Origin of the sequence: Paraburkholderia kirstenboschensis (genome assembly GCF_032806925.1) — a bacterium.
GTDB lineage: Bacteria > Pseudomonadota > Gammaproteobacteria > Burkholderiales > Burkholderiaceae > Paraburkholderia > Paraburkholderia kirstenboschensis.
The window spans coordinates 3,003,219-3,026,616 of the sequence record NZ_CP136513.1; the positions used below are offsets into that span (position 1 = coordinate 3,003,219).

Genomic DNA, 23,398 nt, shown 5'->3' on the forward strand with positions numbered 1-23,398 from the left:
TCAGGCCGTCTCGCGCAGCGCTACGTCGACTACCGGCGCGCCCGTCAATGCAACCAGTTCCTGTGCGGTCAGATTGAACACCGCATGCGGATGTCCGGCGGCCGCCCACAGGCTGTCGAGCGCGAACAGGTCTTCATCGATCAGTGTGACCGGTTCGACCGCATGACCGACCGGACACACGCCGCCAATTGCATACCCGGTTTTTTCGCGGACGAACTTCGCGTCGGCGCGGCCGATATCGCCGACTTGCGCCGCCACTTTCTTTTCATCGACGCGATTCGCGCCGCTTGCTACCACCAGCACCGGCGCATCGTCTTCGCGACGGCGAAACAGAATCGACTTTGCGATCTGCGCGACCGAACAGCCAAGCCCGGCGGCGGCTTCGGCGGAAGTCTTGCCGGTCTCCGGCAGCATGACGATCCGGCCACTGTGACCGCGCTCGCGCAGCAGCAGTGCGACGCGGCGTGCCGAGTCCGGTAATGCGGTGAGGTCGTCTGATTCAAGAGAAGCGTCGTCCGTCATCGTGTCAGGTCCTGATTGTCTGGTGTCCGGCAATGTCTTGAGCGAGGCGTCCGACCCAGGCTCAAACGCAGTTGGCCGCTGCTTCGCTGCGCGCCTTCGCGAGCAGCGCCTTGCCCGCGCGCGAAACGTTCGGCCGGCCGATCGACGTGGAAATGAAATCGCCGATTGCTACGACTTGCGCAAGGTCGATGCCGGTCTCGATGCCGAGGCCGTTCATCAGATACAGCACGTCTTCGGTCGCGACGTTGCCGGTTGCGCCCTTCGCATACGGACAGCCGCCGAGCCCCGCCACCGACGCGTGATAGATTTCGATGCCTTCCTGCAGCGCCGCGTAGATGTTGGCAAGCGCCTGGCCGTACGTGTCGTGAAAGTGCCCGGACAGACGCTCGCGCGGAAACACCTGTGTCACCGCTTCGAAGACTTCGCGCGTGCGCTTCGGCGTGCCGACGCCGATCGTGTCGGCGATGTCGATTTCGTCGCAGCCGAGCGCTGCGAAGCGTTGCACCACGTCGACTACCGACGCGACCGGCACCTCGCCTTGATACGGACAACCCAGCGCGCACGACACGCTGCCGCGAATGCGCAGGCCGTGCTGCTTGGCTGCCTGCGCGACCGGCGCGAATCGTTCGATACTTTCCGCGATGCTGCAGTTGATGTTCTTCTGCGAGAACGCTTCGCTCGCGGCGCCGAAGATCACGATCTCGTCCGCGCGCGCGGCAAGCGCGCCTTCGAAGCCGCGCAGGTTAGGCGTGAGCACCGAATAGATGGTGCCGGGGCGGCGCTCGATGCCGGACATGACTTCCGCGCCGTCGGCCATCTGCGGCACCCATTTGGGCGATACGAACGACGCCGCTTCGACGTTGCGAAAACCCGCTGCGGAGAGCCGGTTGATCAATTCGATCTTGGTGGCGGTCGGGACAAACTCCTTCTCATTCTGAAGGCCGTCGCGCGGACCGACTTCGACGATTTTCACTTGCTGCGGTACAGCCATGATTGTCTCCCCATACACAGTAGTCGATCAGAGTTGGCGGTTCGGCACCTGCTCCCGTCCATGCAATTCGACGATGTCAGTATCCGCGTTCGATATCCACCACGCCTCCGACCGCTTCCCCACGCTCCAGCGCCAACATTTTTTCCGCGATCTGCGCGACGCTTTCTTCGCGCAACGTCAGCGCGGAGATGTGCGGCGTAACGGTAATGCGCGGCTCCTGCCAGAACGGGTGATCGGCGGGTAACGGCTCCTCGCGAAACACGTCGAGCGTGGCCGCGGCGAGTTGACCGCTTGCTAGCGCGTCGAGCAGATCTGCTTCGACAAGATGCGCGCCGCGTGCAACGTTGATCAGATACGCGCCGCGCTCAAGCCGCGAAAACGTGCGCGCGCCGAGCACGTCGGCGGTATCCGGCGTATGCGGCAGCAGATTCACGAGCACCTTCACGCCGTCGAGAAACGCGTCGAACTGCGCCGCGCCAGCAAACGTAGTGATGCCTTCGACGTGCCGCGCGCTACGGCTATAACCGCGCACGGGCATGCCGAACGCCGCGACGGTTTGCGCGACATGAGCGCCGAGCACGCCAAGTCCGAGCACACCGACCGTGAACGTCTCGCGCGGATGCGGATCGAGTACTTGCCAGCGCCGCTCGCGTTGCAGCGTCTGATATTCGTCGAAGCGCCGCAGATAGCGCAGCACCGCATGCGTTACGTACTCGGCCATTTGCGGCGCCATGCCGGTGTCTTCGAGGCGGATCAGCTGCGCGTTGCCGGGCAACGTTCCGGGCTGCTCGCGTTCGAGCGCGAGAATGGCGTCGACGCCCGCACCGAGATTGAAGATCGCGCGCAGATCGCCGCGGCCGGCCAGCATCTCGCGCGGCGGGCGCCATACAACGGCAAAATCGGCGGGGGCTGTGTCGCCGGGCTGCCATTCGCGCAGATCGGCCTCAGGCAGCGCGCGGGCGAAGTCGTGCAGCCAGGCGGCGGCTTCGCCGTTCGGCATGTAAAAGAGTATCTTCATGCGACCTCGCCGTTGAATGCGCGATCGCGCCGCTCCGCACAAGAGGTGCGGCAGGATGGCTGCGAGGCTTCCGGCGGCTGCGGCGCAGCGCATGACGCTGGCGACATGAGGGCTCCTCCTTTTATGAATAGGCTTCATTCTACTTTTTCGCCGGCAATCCCGCGCGGTTGCGCACGACCGTGCGCGTCGCGGGCTTGTGCGCCGCCACTTCCCGCGCTCCACTCCATAAACAAAGCACAAAAACTTGGTTCGTCCACGCGTCGCACGGCGGGACAATGGCCTCCCGGTTTCCCGTAGCGAGGGACAAACATGCTTTCATGCACCACATCGCCGTGGCCGCCGCGGCTCGTGACCGTTCCCGGCCTGCACGGCAGCGAGGGCGCGCATTGGCAAAGCTGGCTGGAGCGCCAGTTCGCGCGGTCGTTACGCGTCGAGCAGGCCGACTGGGATGCACCGGACGTCGCAGGTTGGGCGAACTCGCTGCGCGAGCTGCTCGCGCGTGAACGGGGGCCGTTCGTGCTCGCCGCGCATAGCTTCGGCTGCCTCGTGGCTGCGCACGCGTTGCAGCAGGCGTCGTATGCAAACGAGGTAGTCGGCGTGCTGTTCGTCGCGCCCGCAAGTCCGCAAAAATTCGCTTTCGCCGGACCGTTCGAGGCGCGGCGTGTTGGCGTTCCGTCCATTCTGATCGGCAGCGAAACCGATCCGTGGATGTCGCTCGCCGGCGCCCGCGAACTCGCGCAGCGCTTTGGCAGCGCGTTCGTCAATCTGGGCGACGCAGGGCATATCAATACCGCAGCCGGGTTCGGCCCCTGGCCGAGGGCGAAGTATTTCATCGACACACTGGTGCACTGCGCGGCGCCGCTGCGCTTTCGCGACGAAGCGTTCGAGCTTGGGCAGCACGCGCTGGTTTGATGCGCCGGTTGTTGACCATTCGTTCGACAGACTTGTTCGGCTTCTGATCGTGCGCCGCTCGATGTCCGGCATGCGACGACTATCGCGCGGCCCGACTTCGGCCGCGGCGCGCGGAGGCGATCCGCTAGAATCCCGCTTCACGCTGCGCAATTGCGCGGCCACAGGTTTTTATCATCGATAGCGGGGACAACATGGCAGACAGGACGGGGACAACGCGCTGGCTGGCGGCGGGCTTCACGGCAATCGCGCTTGCGCTCGGCGGCGTGTCGGCAGCGCACGCAGAGACGTCGTTGATGAACGTGTCGTACGACGTGACGCGCGAGTTGTACAAGGACATCAATGCCGGCTTCATCGCCGCGTACAAGCAGAAGAGCGGCGAGAGCGTGTCGATCCGCCAGTCGCATGGCGCGTCGAGCGCGCAGGCGTTGTCGGTATTGCAGGGCTTGCAGGCGGATGTCGTGACGATGAATCAGCCGAACGACATCGACCTGCTCGCCGAAAAGGGTCAACTGGTCCCCGCCAATTGGCGCACGCGTCTGCCGGACGACAGCGCACCGTACACGACTACGATGGTGTTTCTCGTGCGCAAGGGCAATCCGAAGCAGATCAAGGACTGGGACGATCTGGCCAAGCCCGGCGTGCAAGTGGTGATCGCGAATCCGAAAACTTCGGGCAACGGACGCTATACGTATCTGGCCGCATGGGGTTATCGCAAGCAGCATGGCGGCAGCGACGCACAGGCGCTCGACTTCGAAAAAGCGATCTTCAAGAATGTGCCGGTGCTCGACACGGGCGGCCGCGGCGCAACGACGACGTTCACGCAGCGCGGCATCGGCGATGTGCTGGTGACATTCGAAAACGAAGTCGCGCTGATGAATACCGGCGTGGGCGCGGGCAATTTCGAAGCGGTGTATCCGTCGGTGAGCCTGCTTGCCGCGCCGCCGGTGTCGGTCGTCGACAAGGTGGTCGACAAGCGCGGCACGCGCAAGGAGGCGCAGGCTTACCTGGACTATCTATGGTCGCCGGCCGCGCAAGAGATCATCGCGCAACATCATCTGCGTCCGCGTGACAAGAACGTCCTCGCGAAGCACGCCGCCGAGTTCAAGCCGATCAAGACGTTCACCGTCGAAGAAATGTTCGGCAGCTGGCAGAAAGCGCAGCAAACACACTTCTCGGACGGCGGGACGTTCGATCAGATCATCGTCGACAAGAAGTAATTTTCCCGGCTGGAAATGAACAAGGCCGCTTCGAGATCGAAGCGGCCTTTTTATTGCGCGGCTTTTATAGCGCGCGGTCGGTGTGCCTAGTTTGTCGCGGCGTGTGCGGATTGCTCATGTTCACAACCATGCTCGCAGCCGCTTTTATCGAGCGGCATGTGCTGCGCGGCTTCGGCGCGAATGCCGAGACGTTCGAGTAGCTTGCGGTCCGCTTCCGCTTGCGGATTGCTCGTGGTGAGCAACTGATCGCCGTAGAAAATCGAATTCGCACCGGCGAGGAAGCACATTGCCTGCAACGCTTCGTCCATCTGCTCACGACCGGCCGACAGGCGCACCATCGCGCGCGGCATGGTGATCCGCGCAATCGCGATCGTCCGAACGAATTCGAACGGATCGATCGATTCAGTGCCCGTCAGCGGCGTGCCTTCCACTTGCACCAGATTGTTGATCGGCACCGATTCGGGATACGGGTCCATGTTCGCCAGTTGCGCGATCAGTCCCGCACGTTCGCGGCGCGACTCGCCCAATCCGACGATGCCGCCGCAGCACACGTTGATGCCGGCGTCCCGAACGCGTTCGAGCGTGTCGAGACGGTCCTGATATGTGCGCGTCGAAATGATCTGGCCGTAGAACTCCGGCGACGTGTCCAGGTTGTGGTTGTAGTAGTCGAGGCCTGCTTCGCGCAGTTGCTGCGCCTGGTGCGTTTCGAGCATGCCGAGCGTCACGCAGGTTTCGAGACCCATCGCCTTCACGCCGCGAATCATGTCCTTGATCGGCTCGAGGTGGCGGTCTTTCGGATTGCGCCACGCGGCGCCCATGCAGAAGCGCGTCGCACCGTTTTCCTTGGCGACCTTCGCGGCGGCGAGCACTTCGTCGACCGGCATCAGCTTGTCGGCTTGCAGGCCGGTATCGTGATGCACCGACTGCGGGCAGTACGCGCAATCTTCTTCGCAGCCGCCGGTCTTGATCGAAAGGAGCGTCGACAGTTGTACGGTGTTCGCATCGAAATGCTCGCGATGCGTTTGCTGAGCGCGAAACATCAGGTCGTTGAACGGCAGTTCATACAACGCGACGATATCGGAAACGCGCCAGCGCGCGAGTTGCTTGCCCGCCGCATCGACATTGGCGTTGGCGTTGGCATTGTTGGCGGCGGCCGTTTCAGCAGGCGCGGTGGCGATGTTCAGTTGCGTCATGTGTTCAATCCTCATGAATGGATGTGTTGGTTGATTCAGCGCTGCGCGTGACGCAGCGTCTGCAATAGCATGCTGATGTCGAGCTGATCAGCCGCGAGTTCCGGCGCGGCTGGGCGCAGATGCGGCACGATGCCGAGCAACGGCGCACCGTGCTCCCGCGCGAGATGCTCGCGGATCGCCGCGATGTTTTCGTCGGGGAAAGTCATGTCCGGATCGACGCGATTCGCTACCCAGCCGGCGAGCGTCAGCCCGCGCGCGGCAATGGCCTCGGCGGTGAGCAACGCGTGGCTGATGCAGCCGAGGCGCATGCCGACCACCAGCACGACCGGCAGCTTCAGCGCGACGGCGAGATCGGCGGTGTCGTGCGTGGTGGTCAACGGCACGCGGAAGCCACCGACGCCTTCCACTACCACGACGTCCGCGCGCTGCAACGCCTGCGCATGGCAAGCGACGATATGGTCGATATCGAAGGTGACGTTCTCCAACGCGGCCGCGATATGCGGCGCCGCTGGCTCCTTTAGCAGATACGGCGTGCGCATCGCGGACGGCAGCAGCACGTTTGAAGCGGCGTCGAGCTGATCCGCATCTTCGTTATGTAGTTCGCCGTTCAATTCGAACGCGCCCGCAGCGATCGGCTTCATCGCGGCGGCTTGCAGACCTTCGTGCACGAAGCCGCGCAACAGTGCGCAAGAGACGAACGTCTTGCCGATTTCAGTATCGGTGCCGGTGACAAACAGCGACAGTGCAGAGTTCGTGTTGGTCATACGGCTTGCGCTCCTGCCTGTTGCAAGCCGGCTTCCAGCCGGTCGAGATCCGCATGCGAATGCGCGGCCGACAACGATATGCGCAAGCGCGATGTGCCGGTGGGCACGGTCGGCGGACGGATTGCGGGAACCCACAAACCGGCGCGGTCGAGCGAGGCCGCAATATCCAACGTCGCCTCGTTCGCGCCGATCACGAGCGGCTGCACGGCGGTGTGCGAATCCACTGGAATCCACGGCGTGCTTTTGAGCATCGCGCGCGCGCGTTCGATCAATTGCCGCAGATGCGCGCGGCGTTCATCACCTTCTTCGCCGCCGATAATGCGCAGGCTCGCGGAAACCGCATGCGCCGCCGCGGGTGCGGAAGCCGTGGTGAAAATATACGGACGCGCGCGCTGCACGAGCCATTCGATCACCGTCTCATGCGCGGCGACGAACGCGCCCGACACGCCCGCCGCCTTGCCGAGCGTGCCGATCGAAACCAGATTCGGCGAGCGCAACGCGGCGTCTGCGACGGCGCCGCGGCCTTGCGGACCGAGCACGCCGAAACCATGCGCGTCGTCGACGATCAACCATGCGCCATGCTGTTCCGCGAGTTCAAGCAGACGCGGCAGCGGTGCGATATCGCCGTCCATGCTGAACACCGTGTCGGAGACGATCGCTTTGACATCCGCATCTGACGCGTCGAGCATCGCGCTGAGCGCTTCCATATCGCAGTGCGGATAGATCTGCACGTCTGCCCGCGATAAACGGGCGCCGTCGATCAGCGACGCGTGATTCAGCGCGTCGGAGAAGAGCGTCGTGCCGCGGCCCGCGAGCGCGGTGAGCGTCGCGAGATTCGCCATATAGCCGGTGCTGAAATAGAGCGCGCGCGGTGCATCCACGAATCCGCCAACGAATTCGGCCAGGTCGTCTTCGAGTTGCGCGTGTGCGCGGGAGTGGCCGCCAAGCAGATGCGAACCGCCGCTGCCCGCGCCATAGCGTTGCGCGCCTTCGGCGATGGCCGCGATCAGTTGCGGATGCGCGGCGAGCCCGAGATAGTCATTGCTCGCAAAGCCGATGATCTCGCGTCCGTCGACTGTCATGTGCGCGGCGCAGGGCGTATCGGCCGTACGGCGTCGACGGCGCAGGCCGCGTTCGTCGATTTCCTTCAGCCCCTCTGAGAGTTTGTCGAGTAGATGCATTAGCGGACCTGCGCGAGCGTTGCTTCGAATGTTTCGCGAGTGCGCGAGGCGAGCAGCGCCAGTTCGTCGTCGTCGAGAATGTATGGAGGCATCAGATAAACCGTGGTCGAAATGGGGCGCAGCAGCAGTTCACGTTGCAACGCGTTTTCGAAAAAGCGGCGTGAGAATGTTTTGGCATGCTGTGGATTTTCGATTGCCGCGTCGAAGGCGATGATGGTGCCGCATTGCCGTAGGTTGCGCACTTGTTCATGCTCTGCTAGCGGCGCGAGCGCGGCCTTCAGCTTTACCGACTTTTGCGCGTTGGCCGCGAGCACGTTGTCGGTCGCGAACAGATCGAGCGTGGCGAGCGCCGCGCGGCACGCGAGCGGATTGCCGGTGTACGAATGCGAGTGCAGGAAGCCGCGAGCGGTGTCGTCGTCATAGAAGGCTTCGAAGATTTCGTCGCGCGAGAGCACTATGGAAAGCGGCAGATAGCCACCGCTTATACCTTTGGAGAGGCACAAGAGGTCCGGCCAGATGCCGGCCTGTTCGCACGCGAAGAAGGTGCCCGTGCGTCCGCAGCCAACGGCGATTTCATCGGCGATCAGATGCACGCCGTATTGATCGCACAGCGCGCGTAAGCCGGCGATATACGAAGCGTCGTGCATGGCCATGCCAGCCGCGCATTGCACGAGCGGCTCGACGATCAACGCGGCGATCTTCGTGGCACGGGCTTCGAAGAGCGCGCGTACGTGGTCGAGCGCGCGACGTGCGGCGTCCGCGGCCGTTTCGCCTGGTTTCGCGAGACGTGCGTCGGGTGATGCGACGACGTGCGCGTTGCGGATCAGCGGGTCGTAGGCGTCCTTGAACAGCGCGACGTCTGTGACGCCGAGCGCGCCGATGGTCTCGCCGTGGTAGCTATTCGCGATGCACACGAATTCCTGCTTGTCGGCGAAACCGCGATTGCGCCACGAGTGGAAGCTCATCTTGAGCGCGATTTCGACTGCCGATGCGCCGTCCGACGCGAAGAATGCGTGACCCAACGTGCCGTGGGTGAGCGCACCGAGGCGCTCCGCGAGTTCGATGGCGGGTTCATGCGTGCAACCGGCAAGCATGGCGTGCTCGAGCGTATCGAGTTGATCCTTGAGCGCCGCGTTGATGCGCGGGTTTGCGTGGCCGAACAGATTGACCCACCACGAGCTGATTGCATCCAGATACCGATGGCCGGCGCGGTCGTAGAGCCACGCGCCTTGACCGCGCGCGACGGGCACGAGTGGAAGGCGCTCGTGATGCTTCATCTGCGTGCAGGGATGCCAGACCGCGCCCAGGCTGCGGGCGATCCAGTCTTCAGTCGATGTTGGCGATGTTGCTGAATTTTCCAAGAGGTACTCCGAGGTGCTTTTTTGCCGCTGCGGTTTGGTTTTTGTATGTTTTTGTATGGTTTTTGGGGCGCGGCGCGTGGTCGTTTTTTGCGCTGCGCGCGGCCCTCCCGGCTAGCGTGCGGGGTCGAGATTAGCGGTTTATTTCGGGCTTTGCACTAGGGGTGGGGCGGTGCGTTTTGGCTGAGGCTTTGGGGTTCGGCGGGGTTCGCGGCAGGTGGTTTGGGTTTGGGTCTGAAGGTCGCTTTTGGGGGGAGTTGGCGACGGAAAAGTAATTGGGGTGTTAGGAAGGGAGGAGGGGCGCGAGGCGGTTGGAGGGACTGGAGCGTGCCGTTTAGGTCTTGTGGCGCGGTCGTCGAAGTTCGCGTCGGCTCGATAAGAAGCTTTTGTTATTGCGACGGATATACTCGCTGATCTGTGCGTTTCGTTGGCAGATTCAGTGCCGACGACGTCAAGGCGTGGGTGCTCGACGACTGGGCCAGGACCGATAGCGCGGCTGTGTTTGGAGGCCGGGCGTCGATGGTGGATCATGTGCAGCAGCTCTTCTCCGGCTCGCGCACGGTTGAGTCGCCGTTCGTGCACAACGACGCGCTGATTCAGCAAGCGCGTTCTTTCCTCGACAGCAGCAATGCTACTGAACGGCTCTATGAGCGCGCCAAGGCGGCCATGCAAAAAGAGGCGCCCGACGAGTTTACGCTGCTGCGCGCGGTCGGCCCGCAGGCGGGTACGGTGTTCACTCGCGCGAGCGGCACGCCGCTTTCGCGCGGAGTGCCAGGTATTTTCACGTTCGACGGCTATCGCAACGTGTTCGACAAGCGGCTACCGGAATTCGTACAGCTCGCGCGCGACGACGATGCATGGGTGATGGGCCGTTCGTTACTCGGTGATGCTCAAAAAAAACGCTTGAGATTGTGAGTTCCGCGACGGGCGCGAACGACCCGTTGACCGAGGCGATCCGCCGGCAATATCTGAGCGAATACGCGCAGCAATGGGATGCGTTTCTCGGCGATATCCGCACAGTCAGCGGTACTAGCCTTGCATTCAATCTCCAGGTGTTGCGCAGCTTTGCAGCGCCGGACTCGCCGCTGTCGCTCCTTGCGCGCGCTGCGGTCCACGAAACCACGCTGGCGCAGCCTGTTGCGTCGGCCGAGGGTTCGCTGCTGCAAAAAGCGACTGGGCAGGTCGTGCAGAAAACCGACAGCGCGCTCGGCATACGGTCGGAGGAGCGTACCGAGCGCGAACTTGTCGACAGCCATTTCGCCGCGCTTCGTGAGGTCGTCACCGGCAATACCGATTCGCCGACAAGCGCGCCGGGCGCGCCGCCGGCTTCCGCGCAGGCGGGCAAGACCGGGCTCGATGGTGTGGCGAACATCCTCAACGACTACTACACCGCGCTCACGGTGGCGGACAACGCGCTTACCAACAACAGCATGCCGCCTGCAAGCGACGTCGCCGCGAGGCTCAAGATGGCCGCGGGCACGATGCCCGCGCCGTTCCGTTACGTCCTGCTGCAACTGGCGCAGCAAGGCTCGCAGGAGGTGAACCACGGCATCGGCCAGCTCCTGTCGCGGCAGATGCAGGCCGTGGTCGGCGATGTCTGCCGGCTCACCATCGAGGGCAACTATCCTTTCGCGAAAGACAGTCCGCGTGACGTCAGTATCGACGACTTCACGCGGGTGTTCGCTCAGGGTGGCGTCATCGACGATTTTTTCACGAAAACGCTGGCGCCGTTCGTCGATACATCGGCGAGACCATGGCGTTACCGGACGCTGCCGGGCGCCACGGATGCCGTTCAAGGACCGGGTCTCGAACCCTTCGAGCACGCGAAGGCGATTCGTGACGTGTTCTTCGGCGAGGCGGGTCAGAAACAGCTTGGGTGGAAGGCGAATATCCAGATTCCCGAGCTGGATCCGACGATCACCGGGCTGATGGTCGACATAGACGGCCAGACCATGCTTTACCAGCACGGACCCGTACAGCCGTTCGGGCTGGCCTGGCCCGGGCCCCGCGGTGGCGTGCACGCGGAGATGACCGCCAGTCCGCGGATCCGGCCAGATACGTCGACGATCTCAACCGACGGACCGTGGGCGCTGATGCGTCTGGCTCAAAAGGGCCATGCGATAGAGACGGCGACGCCCGGCCGTACGCGCATCGCTTTCGACTTCGATGGACGCAAGGCCGTGCTCGACATCGCGAGCGCGGGGAGTGTCGCCAATCCACTGACGAGCGACGTGCTGAAAACGTTCCGTTGCCCCAGTTCAATGCCTGTGTTCACTCTGACCGACAGTGGTCCGCCGCCGGCGTTGCCGCCTGCCGGTGCCGTTCCCGGCGCGTCCCGCTAAACATATGACGCAGCGAATACACGCGAAACGGAGATGACCACCTTATCCGCACGACCGCGGCCGCCGACGCACGAGGGCGTCCCCTCGCCATTGCCGTTTCATCTGCGCATGGAGGCGGCCCGGCGGGCTCACAACCCGCTGCTCGAAGCGGCGCAGGTATTGCTCGATGCGCTGGCTCATACGCCCGCAAAGCTGAACGCCGAGGAGGTGGTGCGCTGGCGCGAGGGTCTCGCGTGTGAGCTCAGGATATTCGGGAAGCTCTGCGCCGAACTTCGGTTACGTCCCGATCATGTTCGTGACGCGCGTTACTGCCTTTGCGCTGCGCTCGACGAAGTCGCAATGCAGAAGGATTGGGGGCAAGGTGGCGCGACCACTGCCGATTGGAGTTCCAACTGTCTTGCCGTCGAGTTTGGACTGGACCGGCAGGGGGCCGATGGCGTCTTCCGGATTGCCGGGCAAGCCATGCTGGATCCGCACAAGCATCGTTGCCTGATCGAGGTGATCCGGCACATTCTCGACTTGGGGTTCAAGGGACGCTATCGCTTCGAGCCCGATGGTCAAAGGAAGCTGGCTGCGGTTCGCGAGCGTGTTCATCGTGCGGCGGCAGCGCACGGATCGCCCGCCGAGCATGGTGCCAGTGTTGCCCGAGTTGCCCGAGTTGCCACGGTTGCCACGGTTGCCACGGTTGCCACGGTTGCCACGGTTGCGGGTTCAAAGCCTGAACCTCAGACCGAGGCGCAATTGAGTTATGAAATGACGTCGACGGTAAAGAAGAGGCGCCGGCCATGGCTGATCATCGGCCCGCTGATCGTCGTCACCATCACCATCACCATCACCATTGCCGTCACCGTCGCCGCGCTTGCTGGCGCCGGGTACACATTCCAGAAGCAATCGATTCGGGACAGGCCCGCGGTCGACACGCGTACGGCGGCGCACACCGCTCCCTCCGTTCATGCACTGACGGGCAAGCTCGAGGCACGTCTGCACAACGCGATCGCAGCCGGCGTCGTGGACGTCGACGAAAACGCGAGCCAAACGGCCGTTACGCTGAGCTTTCGCGACATGTTTGCGCCAGGCGAGGTTAGCGTCAACGCGCTGGTCAGTCCATTCATTGCCGTTGCGGGACAGGAGTTGGCCGGTGCATCCGGGCAGATTCGTCTAACGGGCTACACCGACAATCTGCCGGCAGACAGAGGACAATTCGCGTCCAACGAGGCGCTCTCACTGGCGCGCGCGACCACCGTGAGGCAGATGCTGGTCGCCGCGGGCGTGCCGGCGGACAGGATCGAGATGGTCGCGAAAGGCGATGCCGAACCGGTCGCGAGCAATGAAACATCCGAGGGCCGGTCGAGAAACCGGCGGGTGGAAATCTGGGTGTCGACGTAGGACCACGCTCACGGTCAGAGAGAGCCGGCATGGCTAAGTGTGAATGACTAAAAAGCATTCGTTCGACAGCGAGCAGCTTTGATGGTCGGCACGTCTGGCGGCAACGAAAGCTGATCGACGGCCGGCCGGAACACCGACAGGCGCATGCTCGGTCAGCAATGTTCGAGACGACATCACACGTCGTCGTGGGCGGCTATTCGCGACTAGCAATCGCCCGCCGCGCTTCGTCGGCAGAAGAAAGGGAAGAACGATCAGAAGCCCCGGCCCCCGAATTGTTATCAGCCGTGCGCGATCCCTGATCTCCCCAAACGACGGAGTTATCGACCGCGTACAGCCGGCAAGGCGCCGAACTCTGCTTCTGGCAATTCGCAATCGCGACCGACATCGGATCGTCGCCGCCCTCGGCCCACGACCATGCGCCCGTGTCGGACACCGCGAACGCGCGGCTCGGATACTGATGCAGGAAGTTGCGGTATCCGTTGCGCCCGGCTTCATCGACGTAGGGCACGGCGTCGATGGCATCCACTGAAGCAAAGCCGCTCGCCTTCGGCGCCGACGGGTCCGATACACGGTATTGCACGCCCGTGGGCATGCCCACGCGGGCGAGGAAGGCCTCCACGGCCGGCCACCATACATGCACGCCGTCGCGGTCGCCGACGAGCCGATGTGCGTCGTTCTTGTAGCTGCCGTAGTCGACCATCTTCGCGCTCGCGCCGTGCGCTACGTACGCCGCGTACATTCCGGCCACGAGCGGCGCATTCCACACTGAATCGTTGTCGCCGTACATCCACAGCGACGGCACTTTCGTTTTATCGCCGTACGCACCGAATGCGCGTGTCAGGTTGCCTTGCCAGTCGCCGCACGCGTCCTGCCGCAAGCCGCCCGAAAAGTTGATCAACGCGCGCACGCCCGGTGCGGCCTGTGTGCCGTAGGCCAACGTAGCGAGACCGCCGTGTGACGTGCCGGCCACCACGATATGTGACGCGTCGACGTAGGGCTGCTTCGACATGTAGTCGACGGCGGCCGCGACGTCGCCAGCCTGCGACATGCCATTGCTTTCCACGTCGCACCCGTCCTGGTGATAGACGCCGCCCGACTGGCCGAAGCCCTGGCGGTTCGGCGCTACCACCACATAGCCCCGGCGCACGAATTCGCGCGCGAACGGCAGCGGGTCGCTGCGCTCCTGCATGCGCGGATCGCCGGGAATCTTGCCGTGATTGAAGACGATCATCGGAAACGGGCCTGCGCCGTCCGGCTTGTAGACCGTTGTTTGAAGCGTGATGTCACCGTCGGCATCGACGGGTATGCGAATAATCTGTTGGTTCAGGCGCGCGGTGGGCAGATAAACGTCGTCCTGGAGCGCAATGCGCGGCACCTGCGCGCGGGCGAGGGGTCCGGGCTGGGCGTCCGCGAGCGGGTTCGCCTGCGCGACTGCGACAGCGCACATGGCCGCTGCACAAATCGCCGCACACTTCGTAAGGACCTTGCTCAACACCATTCACGCACCTGCCTGAAAAGACTGCCTGGACATCTCATGTCCGTTCATCGAAACACGCGGCTGACATTCGCCTTTCGTGCACGTTTGCGACAAACAAAAAGATGCTCACGTACGCATTGCGCTAAGCGCACGCACGTCAATCGAGATCGCACGGGATAAACCCAACGGCCGACGCGACCCCACGCGTCGATGATGAACGCCACGTCTGCCGCCGGGCGCCGCGGCCGCAACCCTTTGTATCTGGTTATCGGCCAAGCGCCGGCGCGGCTTGCGGAACCCTTACCGACTGGTCCTCGCATCGCGTCGTCATGAAGCTACGGCCTCATCCTGGCACGACAATTTTGTTTTGTGCAATCAAGGAGAACCCGCGACGAAAAATTTGCCGCGTCGCGGGCGCCCGTCTGGCGGGGCGCAAACTGGCCGCAGGCGCGGCTGGTGGGGCAAATGTGGCCCTGAATTGGCGTGCGACTAGGCGGTACGGAGAGGCGGGATGGGGACAGAGACGCGGCCCGCGAACCGGCTGGTCAAGGGGCCGGTAAGGGCTGCGAAGGGACTCGATGAGGGGCCCCTGTAGATCGAGAACGAACGAGGCTATCTGCGGCCCATAAAAGGGCTTCCCGGCAGACCTGTTAAGAGGGAGCTAGCGAGCCGTCGCGAGGCGCCACAGCGCGCGGCAAGCAAAGAGAAGGCGCGGGCTGTGGTGTCAGTCCAACACAACGAAATGGCGTTGCTATAGGGCCATATGCAATTGCGGCGCCTTGTCCGCTGCTGCGCGGCGAAATACCGGGAAAGGCGCTGAAAGCTACCCGCTCACATCGCCGTCGACGTAGAGCCAGCGTCCGTCGTCGTTGCAAATGAAGCGGCTCAACTCATGCAGCCTGTGCGCGCGGCCCGCAACCTTGTATCTGGCGATGAACTCGACAGTCGCGTGACGCGAGTCGATCTCCTCGAACGCCTTGATTTGCAGTCCGAGCCAGCGAGGAGCGTCAGGCGCCGACACGTCCGCGTCCAGATCGGCGGGGCAGGCTTGTGGCGCCCAGGTCGCGCGCAAATAGTCCGTTGCGCCGACAACATAAGCGCTGTAACGCGAGCGCATCAGTTCCAGTGCGCGCGGCGCGACCTCGCCACCGTCGATGTAACGGCCGCAGCACTGCGCGAAACGCGGCGCTTTTGCGGCGCTCGCCTGGCCGGGAGCCGCGCCGCCGCATGGACAGTCGGCGGGTCGCTGCGTGGACGACTTGTGCTTGTTTATCGAACTCATCGATCCCATCGAACTCCTAGCCCAGACCGCGCGCGATCAATATCTTCTGGATGTCGCTCGTGCCTTCGTAGATCTGGCACACGCGTACGTCACGATAAATCCGCTCGACCGGAAAGTCGCTCAGATACCCATAGCCGCCGTGGATCTGCAGCGCCGCTGAACAGATGCGCTCGGCGGCTTCCGACGCAAACAGCTTCGCCATTGCGGCTTCGGTGAGACACGGCTGACCGGCGTCCTTCAGCGACGCCGCGTGCCAGATCAACTGACGCGCCGCTTCCAGTTGCGTGGCCATGTCGGCGAGACGGAACTGCACCGCCTGGTGCGAAAAAAGCGGCTGACCGAAGCTCTCGCGCTCTTTTGCATAGGTCAACGCAGCCTCGTACGCGGCGCGGGCCATGCCGACGCTTTGCGCAGCGATGCCGATGCGCCCGCCTTCGAGCCCCGAGAGCGCGATGCGATAACCCTCTCCCTCCGCGCCGATCAGATTCGCGGCCGGCACGCGGCAGTCCTCGAAGATGATCTGCGCGGTGTCCGACGAATGCTGGCCGAGCTTGTCTTCGACGCGCGCGACCACGTAACCCTTGCTGTCGGTCGGCACGATAAACGCGCTGATGCCGCGCTTGCCCGCCGCCTTGTCGGTGACGGCCATCACGATCGCGACGTTGCCGTTCTTGCCGCTCGTGATGAACTGCTTGACGCCGTTCAGCACGTAAGCGTCGCCGTCTTTATCACGTGTGGCGGTGGTGCGCAGCGCCGACGCGTCCGAGCCGGCTTGCGGTTCGGTCAGACAGAACGCGCCGAGCATTTCGCCGCGCGCGAGCGGCGTGAGCCAGTCACGCTTTTGCGCGTCGTTGCCGTAAGTCAGCAGAATGCTGCATACGGGGCAATTGTTCACGGAGATCGCCGTGGATGTGCCGCCGTCGCCCGCGGCGATTTCCTCGAGAATCAGCGCGAGCGCAAGCGCGTCCATGCCGGCGCCCCCGTAGGTTTCGGGCACCAGCACACCGTATGCGCCGAGCTCCGCGAGTTGACGGTGAACGTCCTTTGGGAACGTGCGCTCGCGATCCCACGTCGCCGCGTACGGTGTGACTGCTTCGCGCACGAATGTGCGCAGCGCGTCGCGGACCATCAGGTGGTCCTGATCAAGCACCATAAGCGTGTCTCCTCACCATTCCAGCGGCGTGCCGTCGTATTGATAAAAGCGGCCATTGAACGCTTCGCGCGAGGCGGCGGCCTGCTTGAGTACCTCGCGCATGCCGGCGACGCTGCGCGTAGGGTCGATCGCCGCCTGCGCGCCGCCCATATCGGTTTGCACCCAGCCGGGATGCAGCGACACACACGTGGCGCGCTGCGCGTCGAGCGACGCGAGTTTGAGCGCGTCGTTCAACGCCGCCTTGCTCACGCGATACAGCCAGCCGCTCGTGCCGCTCGTGTCGCCGATGCTGCCCATCTTGCTCGAGATCACCGCGAGCACACCGCCCGTTTCTTCGACGAGCGGCAGCAGGATCGGCATCAGTTGCATCGGGCCGCGCACGTTGGTGTGCATGACATGGTCGAAGTCTTCGGCGGTAATGGTTTCAATGCCTTCGGTGCGCGGGCCGTACACGCCCGACACGACGATGGCAACGTCCACATGCTCGCCGTCGAGCTTCCAGCCGAGCGCGGCGATATCCTCCGGCTCGGTCACGTCGACGGAATAGGTTTGCGCGCCGAGCTGAGTGAGCGTGTCGAGCGCTGCGCCGTCGCGCGCGGTGGCGAGCACGCGCCAGCCGCTATGTTTGTACTGCCGGACAAACTCCTGGCCGATGCCGCGCGATGCACCGACGATCAACACTGTCTTCATGATTCACCTCGGACTAAGTGAAACGCTTGAGCGTGCGTACGACGCGTCAAATCAGTTCGATACCCATCGCAGTCGCTTCGCCGCCGCCGATGCACAGGGTCGCGACGCCGCGCTTGCCGCCGCGCTTTTTCAGCGCGCCGATCAGCGTGACGAGAATACGTGCGCCCGATGCGCCGATCGGATGGCCGAGCGCACATGCGCCGCCGTGCACGTTGACCTTGTCGTGCGGCAGCTTGTGCTCCTTCATCGCGGCCATGGTCACCACGGCAAACGCTTCGTTGACTTCGTACAGATCGACTTCGTCGGCGCGCCAGCCGTTCTTCTCGAACAGCTTGCGAATCGCGCCGACCGGCGCGGTGGTGAACTTCGCCGGTTCCTGCGCGAAAGTCGAGTGGCCGACCACGCGCACAATCGGCGCGACGCCGAGACGCTTTGCCGTCGATTCGCGCATCATCACGAGGGCCGCGGCGCCGTCCGAAATCGACGACGAGTTCGCTGCCGTCACCGTGCCGGTTTTGCTGAAAGCGGGCTTGAGCGTAGGAATCTTTTCGAGGTTCGCCTTGAACGGCTGTTCGTCGTGGTCGATGGTTACTTCGCCTTTGCGGCTCGCAACCTTCACCGGCGCGATTTCCCATGTGAACGAACCGTCTTCGTTCGCGCGCTTCGCGCGGTTCAGCGATTCGACGGCGAATGCGTCCTGCGCGTCGCGCGTGAAGTCGAACGAGGCCGCGCATTCTTCCGCGAACGTGCCCATCAGGCGGCCTTTTTCGTAGGCGTCTTCGAGGCCGTCGTAGAACATGTGGTCGATCACCTGGCCGTGACCCATGCGCATGCCGCCGCGCGCCTTCGGCAACAGATACGGCGCGTTCGTCATGCTCTCCATGCCGCCCGCGACGATTACGTCGGCCGAGCCGGCAGCCAGCATGTCGTGCGCGAACATCGCCGCGCGCATGCCGGAGCCGCACATCTTGTTGACCGTGGTGCTGCCCGTTGCAAGCGGCAAGCCGGCGCCGAGCGCGGCCTGTCGTGCAGGCGCCTGGCCGAGGCCGGCGGGCAGCACACAGCCCATCACCACCTCGTCGATCTGCTCGGGCTTGAGGCCCGCGCGTTGAACAGCGGCTTCGATCGCCACCGAGCCGAGTTGCGGCGCAGTCAGCGACGCGAAGTCGCCCTGAAACGCTGCCATCGGCGTGCGCGCCGCGCTCACGATCACAATCGGATCAGCCGTTGTGCCGTTCATGTTTGTCTCACTCATGTTTTAGCTCCTTGATCACACCTTCGACGATAGCCGGCACGTCGCCAAGCTGGGCCGCATCGGCGGCGACCACGTCGTTGTCCGCCTGATGCGCGCGGCTTGCCGACACGGCTGCGACGCAACGCTGGTAAGTTTCATCGAGCGCGGCCGCGTTGTTGATCGTCATGCCGAGGTCGCGCACCTTGCCGTCGTGCACGCCGTACGCCCAGCCGTGCACGGTCAGTTCCTGGCCGCGCGCCCATGCATCGTTGATGATGGTCGTGCGGCACACGTTCACCACTTGTTCGAGAGCGTTCAGTTCGACGAGACGCCGGTGACGCGCCTCGCCGAGCGGCCATTCGTCGAGCAGCGCGGCATGCTTCGCCCGCACGTCCTGCACATGATGCAGCCAGTTATCCGCGAGACCCACGCGACGGCCGTGCAAAGCCGCGCCCACGCCCGAGCAGCCATAGTGGCCGACCACCATGATGTGCTTGACCTTCAGCAGATCGACGGCGAACTGGATCACCGACAAACAGTTCAGGTCCGTGTGCACCACTACGTTTGCGATGTTTCTATGCACGAAGACTTCGCCCGGCGGCAAGCCGATGATCTGGTTGGCCGGCACTCGCGAATCGGAGCAGCCGATCCACAGATACTCGGGCGTCTGCTGATGCGCAAGGCGCGAGAAATACTCGGGATCTTCGGACAATTTGCGGGCGACCCACGCGTCGTTGTTGTCGAACAGATGAGCGAGCGGGTGAGCAGGGTTGGAAGCGTTCGTGTTCATTAAGCGTCTTGGCGGTTATTCGACCGTTGAGCGGCCGGGGTCGTTACGTTAAATTCGGTGTCATACAGGCGTCATGCATGCGGCGTGCGGGCAACTAGCTATGCGACTCTCACGCTGCGCTCGTCTGCTGGCGCTAGTGCGGCGTCCTGGGCATTCGGTTCATTGGATTTGTTCGATCCATTCGATGCGTTGAATGTCCCATCGGCAAAGCGTTCCGGATAGCGGATGCAGAAGCGCACGCTGCTGTCGTACGGAAAAAAATCGGGCAATTCGCCTTTTAGTAGATGATTCTTATGCGTTTGCCACAGCGCGGGATCGAAGAAGTCGGCGTGATGCTGCAGAAACGAGCGGCGCACGCGTGGGTCGCCGAGCAGGAAAGTGCCATACGTCTCCGGGAAAATGTCGTGCGGGCCGACCGAGTACCACGGCTCGCCCGACATTTCGTCTTCCTCGTTACGCGGCGCGGGCACCGCGCGCACGTTGCAATCGGTCAGATATTCGATCTCGTCGTAGTCGTAAAACACGACACGGCCGTGGCGCGTCACGCCGAAGTTCTTGTACAGCATGTCGCCGGGGAAAATGTTCGCCTGCATGAGTTCCTTCACCGCGTTGCCATATTCCCTGATGCCGTGATCGACGTCGTTGTCGCTGCCGTTTTGCAGGAACAGATTGAGCGGCACCATGCGGCGCTCGATGTACATATGGCGAATCACGAGATTGTCGCCGTCGTACTCGAGCAGCGACGGCACTTCTTTCTCCAGTTCGCGCAAGAGCGCCTCGTCGAGCCGCGAAAGGGGCAGCGCGACGCTCGAATATTCGAGCGTGTCCGCCATGCGGCCCAGGCGGTCGTGCCGTTTGACGAGCTGGTACTTCTCCTGGATCTTCGCGCGAGTGGTTTCCTTCGGCGGCGGGAAGTTGTCCTTGATCAGCTTGAATACATACGGAAACGAGGGCAGCGTGAACACCAGCATCACGAGCCCCTTGATGCCCGGCGCGATGATGAACTGATCGCTCGAATGCGACAGGTGATGCAGCAAGTCGCGATAGAACAGATTCTTGCCCTGCTTCTGCAAGCCGACCGACGTGTAGATCTCCGCCTTCGGTTTGCCCGGCATGATGGTGCCGAGGAATTCCACGTAAGCGGACGGCACTTCCATATCGACCAGAAAGTACGAGTGCGAGAAGCTGAAAATGATCAGCAACTGTTCGCGCTTGAGCAGCACGGTGTCGAGCGCGAGCACGCCGGGCTGCACATGGCGCAGCGGCACCGCGAACGGCAGCAGCATATCGCCATTGATAATTCTGCCGACGATATACGCCGACTTGTTGCGGAAGAACAGCGACGAGAGCACATGAATCTGGAAGTTCGGCGCTTCGTCGAACGTACCGAACGAGTCGTGAATCGTCTGCATCACGCAGCCGACGTCGCGCGTCAGATCTTCGAACGGCGGTTCCAGCTGAAAGTTCGTGACGATGCGCTCGAGCGTGGCGGCAAGGCCGTCCTTGCCGGGATAGTACGCACGGTAGGTCGGCTTTGCTGCGGGCTCGTCGTTCTCGATGTATTCGGTCGAGATCGCCGGGCGCACGAAAATGAAGTCGTTGTTGAAGTACGAGCGATGCAGGATCTTGCAGCAGACCGAATTGAAAAACGTTTCCGCGCACTCAGGCTGACGATGCGTGGTCAGCAGGCCGATGTAGTGCAGCTTGATCTGTTGCCACACTTCGCTGTCGATATTCTCCGCGTCGTACTCGTCTTCGAGCAGCGCGACGCATTCTTCAACGCGATCGTCGTATGAAGTAATGCGCTCGCGGGCTAGCTTTTGCAGGCCGTGCCAGTCGCCGCTTTCGAACAGCGCCTTGGCGTGGATCGCCGCGTCGCGAAAGATCCGGTAGTGCCGGTTGAATCCTTCGAGCAGCGTTTCCGCGACGTCAAAGCCGATTTGCGACGACAACAGTTTGGGGAAGTGATTCATGTCGACCGTGCATTCGTCTCATGTCGTGAAGACACCCGTGATTGTATCGTTCGAGTGCGCCCTCGACGCATTGCGCCAACCGGTTGGTGACCCGCCGCCGCGTTGGCGTTGCCGGGGACTCGCCGACTTTTCCGACTAACTCCGCTCAATGCTCCTGTTCCGCCTCGTTAAACGACTCAACTTGCAGCAAAAAATAGGCTCGGGCGACGGTTCGCTGCCTTGCTTACGCGGGCTTGGCTTCACGTGCTTTGTGCGTGCCGCTCTCGAGCAGCGCTCGCGCTTGAGCTTCATATTGCGCGAGGTCTTCGAGCGTCGCGTTGAGGTCTTCCAACTGGCGCTCCAGCACGTCGCGATGACGCGCCACCGTGGCGAGAAACGCTTGCAGTTGGGGGACCGTGTCGGTCGGCGATTCATATACGTCCAGCAAATCGCGAATCTCGGAGAGGGTGAAGCCGAGCCGTTTGCCGCGCAACGTGAATTTGAGCCGCGTGCGGTCGCGACCCGAGTAGACGCGCCGCAAGCCGCTCGAACCTTCGCGGCTCGGCGAGAGTAAACCCTGGTCTTCGTAGAAACGGATAGCGCGCGGCGTAACGTCAAACTCACGCGCGAGCTCGGTGATCGTGTATTGCGTGTTCATCGGGACATTCAGTAGCCGGGCAAAAAATCGGATTGAACGATAGAATCGACGTTTACGTTATCGTCAACTCGGGTTGAATGCAACCTGCTGCAAGTACGCGAAACGCGTGGAGGAAGACATCCGAAATGAATGCGCTCGAACATCAACTCGACTATCCGTTCAAAGACACATTGCCCGAACCCGGCCACGCGCAGGAGGTCGCGCGCGGCGTCTTCTGGCTACGCATGCCGCTGCCGTTTGCGCTCGACCACATCAATCTCTGGCTGTTGCGCGATCAGATCGACGGCCAGGACGGTTGGACGGTGGTCGACTGCGGGATCGCGTCGGATGCGATCAGGGAGAGCTGGGAGACAGTGTTCGAGTCGGTGCTCGGCGGTTTGCCGGTGCTGCGCGTGATCGTCACGCATTGCCATCCGGACCACGTCGGTCTCGCGCACTGGGTTTGCAACGGCGGCGACAAGAAGCGCTGGAACGCCCGGCTATGGATGACGCTCGGCGAATACATGCAGGCCCGCGTAATGGCGGCGGGCGACGGCTCGAACGCGGGCGGCGAGGGCGCCGCGCGCCACTTTGCAATGCACGGCGTGACCGACGAGGCGTCGCTCGAAAAACTGCGCAGCCGCCAGAACTATTACGCGAACCTGGTGCCTGAAGTCCCGGACCAATACCGGCGCTTGCGCGAAGCGGATGCCGTGAGGATCGGCGGCAAGACGTGGCGCGTGGTGACTGGCTTTGGCCACTCGCCGGAGCATTGCGCGCTGCATTGCGAGGAGACCGGCGTGCTGATCTCCGGCGACATGGTTCTGCCGCGCATATCGACGAACGTGTCGGTGTTCGCGATGGAGCCAGAGGGCTCGCCGCTCGCGCTGTATCTGGAATCGCTTGCGCGCTACGAAGCCATGCCTGAAGAAACGCTCGTGCTGCCGTCGCATGGCAAGCCGTTTCGCGGTGTGCGTACGCGCGTGAGGCAGTTGCGCGAGCATCACGATGCGCGTCTCGCCGAAGTCCGCGAGGCGTGTGCGCAAAAGCCGCAAAGCGCAGCGGATATCGTTCCGCTGATGTTCAAGCGCGAGCTCGATATTCACCAGTTGACGTTCGCGATGGGCGAGGCGCTCGCGCACTTGCATCTGCTGTGGCTGGCAGGCGCGTTAAAGCGTAGGCTCGATGCGGACGGGGTGATGCGGTTTTCGGCGTGACGGTTCGCCTGATCTGAGATGTCGATAAAAAGGCCCGGTGCTTTCGCATCCGGGCCTTTTCTATGTCTCAGAGCACAGCGAG

At 63.1% G+C, this 23,398-nt stretch carries 19 protein-coding genes and 1 pseudogene; 5 read left to right on the plus strand and 15 right to left on the minus strand.

All coding sequences use genetic code 11. From position 1 onward, the window contains the following. The 3 genes from RW095_RS36090 to RW095_RS36100 all read right to left on the minus strand — a co-directional run bounded on the left by RW095_RS36090 (nucleotide 1) and on the right by RW095_RS36100 (nucleotide 2,531). On the minus strand, nucleotides 1-522 hold the full coding sequence (locus RW095_RS36090; RefSeq protein WP_317020521.1) for a YbaK/EbsC family protein: 522 nt from the start codon (nucleotides 520-522) through the stop codon (nucleotides 1-3). A gap of 61 nt (nucleotides 523-583) precedes the next feature. After that, nucleotides 584-1,513 carry a hydroxymethylglutaryl-CoA lyase gene (locus RW095_RS36095; RefSeq protein ID WP_317020522.1) on the minus strand — a complete coding sequence of 310 codons (930 nt, stop codon included), beginning with the start codon at nucleotides 1,511-1,513 and terminating at the stop codon, nucleotides 584-586. Between the two features lie 76 nt (nucleotides 1,514-1,589). Further along, nucleotides 1,590-2,531, minus strand: coding sequence for a 2-hydroxyacid dehydrogenase (locus RW095_RS36100; RefSeq protein WP_317020523.1), 942 nt, complete (start codon nucleotides 2,529-2,531; stop codon nucleotides 1,590-1,592). Between the two features lie 309 nt (nucleotides 2,532-2,840). Here RW095_RS36100 and RW095_RS36105 point away from each other — a divergent pair, with 309 nt between their 5' ends. Next, nucleotides 2,841-3,443, plus strand: coding sequence for an RBBP9/YdeN family alpha/beta hydrolase (locus tag RW095_RS36105; RefSeq protein WP_317020524.1), 603 nt, complete (start codon nucleotides 2,841-2,843; stop codon nucleotides 3,441-3,443). A 191-nt stretch (nucleotides 3,444-3,634) separates the two neighbouring features. Next, on the plus strand, nucleotides 3,635-4,660 hold the full coding sequence (locus RW095_RS36110; RefSeq protein ID WP_317020525.1) for a sulfate ABC transporter substrate-binding protein: 1,026 nt from the start codon (nucleotides 3,635-3,637) through the stop codon (nucleotides 4,658-4,660). 86 nt (nucleotides 4,661-4,746) lie between these two features. On the opposite strand, the gene bioB is transcribed toward RW095_RS36110, so the two are convergent. From bioB to bioA, 4 genes are read right to left on the minus strand one after another with little or no spacing between them, the layout of a single operon-like run. Further along, nucleotides 4,747-5,853, minus strand: a complete 1,107-nt coding sequence (bioB, locus tag RW095_RS36115) for a biotin synthase BioB (protein WP_317020526.1) — start codon at nucleotides 5,851-5,853, stop codon at nucleotides 4,747-4,749. Between the two features lie 35 nt (nucleotides 5,854-5,888). Beyond that, nucleotides 5,889-6,617, minus strand: a complete 729-nt coding sequence (gene bioD / locus RW095_RS36120; protein ID WP_317020527.1) for a dethiobiotin synthase — start codon at nucleotides 6,615-6,617, stop codon at nucleotides 5,889-5,891. Beyond that, a complete protein-coding gene (bioF, locus tag RW095_RS36125) occupies nucleotides 6,614-7,798 on the minus strand; it encodes an 8-amino-7-oxononanoate synthase (protein ID WP_317020528.1) in 1,185 nt (394 codons plus the stop codon). Before bioF ends, bioD begins: the two co-directional genes overlap by 4 nt. After that, on the minus strand, nucleotides 7,798-9,159 hold the full coding sequence (bioA, locus tag RW095_RS36130; RefSeq protein ID WP_317020529.1) for an adenosylmethionine--8-amino-7-oxononanoate transaminase: 1,362 nt from the start codon (nucleotides 9,157-9,159) through the stop codon (nucleotides 7,798-7,800). The genes bioF and bioA overlap by 1 nt, the downstream gene beginning before the upstream one ends. Before the next feature lie 429 nt (nucleotides 9,160-9,588). On the opposite strand from bioA, the pseudogene tssM reads away from it, so the two are divergent. Together tssM and icmH are read left to right on the plus strand one after the other, a co-directional pair. Continuing rightward, nucleotides 9,589-11,498: pseudogene (gene tssM, locus RW095_RS36135) on the plus strand (type VI secretion system membrane subunit TssM); the annotation flags it as partial. 33 nt (nucleotides 11,499-11,531) lie between these two features. Further along, entirely contained in the window at nucleotides 11,532-12,884 is a 1,353-nt protein-coding gene (gene icmH / locus RW095_RS36140) for a type IVB secretion system protein IcmH/DotU (protein ID WP_317020530.1), read from the plus strand. A gap of 193 nt (nucleotides 12,885-13,077) precedes the next feature. On the opposite strand, the gene RW095_RS36145 is transcribed toward icmH, so the two are convergent. The 8 genes from RW095_RS36145 to RW095_RS36180 all read right to left on the minus strand — a co-directional run bounded on the left by RW095_RS36145 (nucleotide 13,078) and on the right by RW095_RS36180 (nucleotide 22,120). Continuing rightward, on the minus strand, nucleotides 13,078-14,382 hold the full coding sequence (locus RW095_RS36145; RefSeq protein ID WP_317020531.1) for a dienelactone hydrolase family protein: 1,305 nt from the start codon (nucleotides 14,380-14,382) through the stop codon (nucleotides 13,078-13,080). Nucleotides 14,383-15,184: 802 nt separating this feature from the next. Next, complete coding sequence (locus RW095_RS36150) at nucleotides 15,185-15,652, minus strand: YchJ family protein (RefSeq protein WP_317020532.1); 468 nt, start codon at nucleotides 15,650-15,652, stop codon at nucleotides 15,185-15,187. Nucleotides 15,653-15,659: 7 nt separating this feature from the next. Then, nucleotides 15,660-16,796, minus strand: a complete 1,137-nt coding sequence (locus tag RW095_RS36155) for an acyl-CoA dehydrogenase family protein (RefSeq protein ID WP_110405448.1) — start codon at nucleotides 16,794-16,796, stop codon at nucleotides 15,660-15,662. A 12-nt stretch (nucleotides 16,797-16,808) separates the two neighbouring features. Continuing rightward, nucleotides 16,809-17,486, minus strand: coding sequence for an SDR family oxidoreductase (locus RW095_RS36160; protein WP_128589633.1), 678 nt, complete (start codon nucleotides 17,484-17,486; stop codon nucleotides 16,809-16,811). A gap of 46 nt (nucleotides 17,487-17,532) precedes the next feature. Then, a complete protein-coding gene (locus RW095_RS36165) occupies nucleotides 17,533-18,741 on the minus strand; it encodes an acetyl-CoA C-acetyltransferase (protein ID WP_317020533.1) in 1,209 nt (402 codons plus the stop codon). Next, on the minus strand, nucleotides 18,734-19,510 hold the full coding sequence (can, locus tag RW095_RS36170; protein WP_027780080.1) for a carbonate dehydratase: 777 nt from the start codon (nucleotides 19,508-19,510) through the stop codon (nucleotides 18,734-18,736). The genes RW095_RS36165 and can overlap by 8 nt, the downstream gene beginning before the upstream one ends. A 98-nt stretch (nucleotides 19,511-19,608) precedes the next feature. Then, nucleotides 19,609-21,483, minus strand: coding sequence for a bifunctional isocitrate dehydrogenase kinase/phosphatase (aceK, locus tag RW095_RS36175; RefSeq protein ID WP_317020534.1), 1,875 nt, complete (start codon nucleotides 21,481-21,483; stop codon nucleotides 19,609-19,611). A gap of 223 nt (nucleotides 21,484-21,706) precedes the next feature. Beyond that, nucleotides 21,707-22,120 (minus strand): MerR family transcriptional regulator, encoded by a 414-nt coding sequence (locus RW095_RS36180; protein WP_317020535.1) that lies wholly within the window; start codon nucleotides 22,118-22,120, stop codon nucleotides 21,707-21,709. 125 nt (nucleotides 22,121-22,245) lie between these two features. Between RW095_RS36180 and RW095_RS36185 the strand changes: the two genes are divergently transcribed. After that, a complete protein-coding gene (locus RW095_RS36185) occupies nucleotides 22,246-23,316 on the plus strand; it encodes an MBL fold metallo-hydrolase (RefSeq protein WP_317020536.1) in 1,071 nt (356 codons plus the stop codon). The last annotated feature ends 82 nt before the right edge of the window (nucleotides 23,317-23,398 follow it).

Coding starts and splice junctions, on each gene's coding strand:
- aceK (WP_317020534.1), bottom strand. CDS start 21,483: ATGAATCACTTCCCCAAACTGTTGTCGTCGCAAATCGGCTTTGACGTC.
- RW095_RS36150 (WP_317020532.1), bottom strand. CDS start 15,652: ATGGGATCGATGAGTTCGATAAACAAGCACAAGTCGTCCACGCAGCGA.
- RW095_RS36110 (WP_317020525.1), top strand. CDS start 3,635: ATGGCAGACAGGACGGGGACAACGCGCTGGCTGGCGGCGGGCTTCACG.
- RW095_RS36185 (WP_317020536.1), top strand. CDS start 22,246: ATGAATGCGCTCGAACATCAACTCGACTATCCGTTCAAAGACACATTG.
- RW095_RS36145 (WP_317020531.1), bottom strand. CDS start 14,382: ATGGTGTTGAGCAAGGTCCTTACGAAGTGTGCGGCGATTTGTGCAGCG.
- RW095_RS36105 (WP_317020524.1), top strand. CDS start 2,841: ATGCTTTCATGCACCACATCGCCGTGGCCGCCGCGGCTCGTGACCGTT.
- RW095_RS36095 (WP_317020522.1), bottom strand. CDS start 1,513: ATGGCTGTACCGCAGCAAGTGAAAATCGTCGAAGTCGGTCCGCGCGAC.
- RW095_RS36155 (WP_110405448.1), bottom strand. CDS start 16,796: ATGGTGCTTGATCAGGACCACCTGATGGTCCGCGACGCGCTGCGCACA.
- RW095_RS36160 (WP_128589633.1), bottom strand. CDS start 17,486: ATGAAGACAGTGTTGATCGTCGGTGCATCGCGCGGCATCGGCCAGGAG.
- bioD (WP_317020527.1), bottom strand. CDS start 6,617: ATGACCAACACGAACTCTGCACTGTCGCTGTTTGTCACCGGCACCGAT.
- RW095_RS36180 (WP_317020535.1), bottom strand. CDS start 22,120: ATGAACACGCAATACACGATCACCGAGCTCGCGCGTGAGTTTGACGTT.
- can (WP_027780080.1), bottom strand. CDS start 19,510: ATGAACACGAACGCTTCCAACCCTGCTCACCCGCTCGCTCATCTGTTC.
- icmH (WP_317020530.1), top strand. CDS start 11,532: ATGACCACCTTATCCGCACGACCGCGGCCGCCGACGCACGAGGGCGTC.
- RW095_RS36100 (WP_317020523.1), bottom strand. CDS start 2,531: ATGAAGATACTCTTTTACATGCCGAACGGCGAAGCCGCCGCCTGGCTG.
- RW095_RS36090 (WP_317020521.1), bottom strand. CDS start 522: ATGACGGACGACGCTTCTCTTGAATCAGACGACCTCACCGCATTACCG.
- bioB (WP_317020526.1), bottom strand. CDS start 5,853: ATGACGCAACTGAACATCGCCACCGCGCCTGCTGAAACGGCCGCCGCC.
- bioF (WP_317020528.1), bottom strand. CDS start 7,798: ATGCATCTACTCGACAAACTCTCAGAGGGGCTGAAGGAAATCGACGAA.
- RW095_RS36165 (WP_317020533.1), bottom strand. CDS start 18,741: ATGAGTGAGACAAACATGAACGGCACAACGGCTGATCCGATTGTGATC.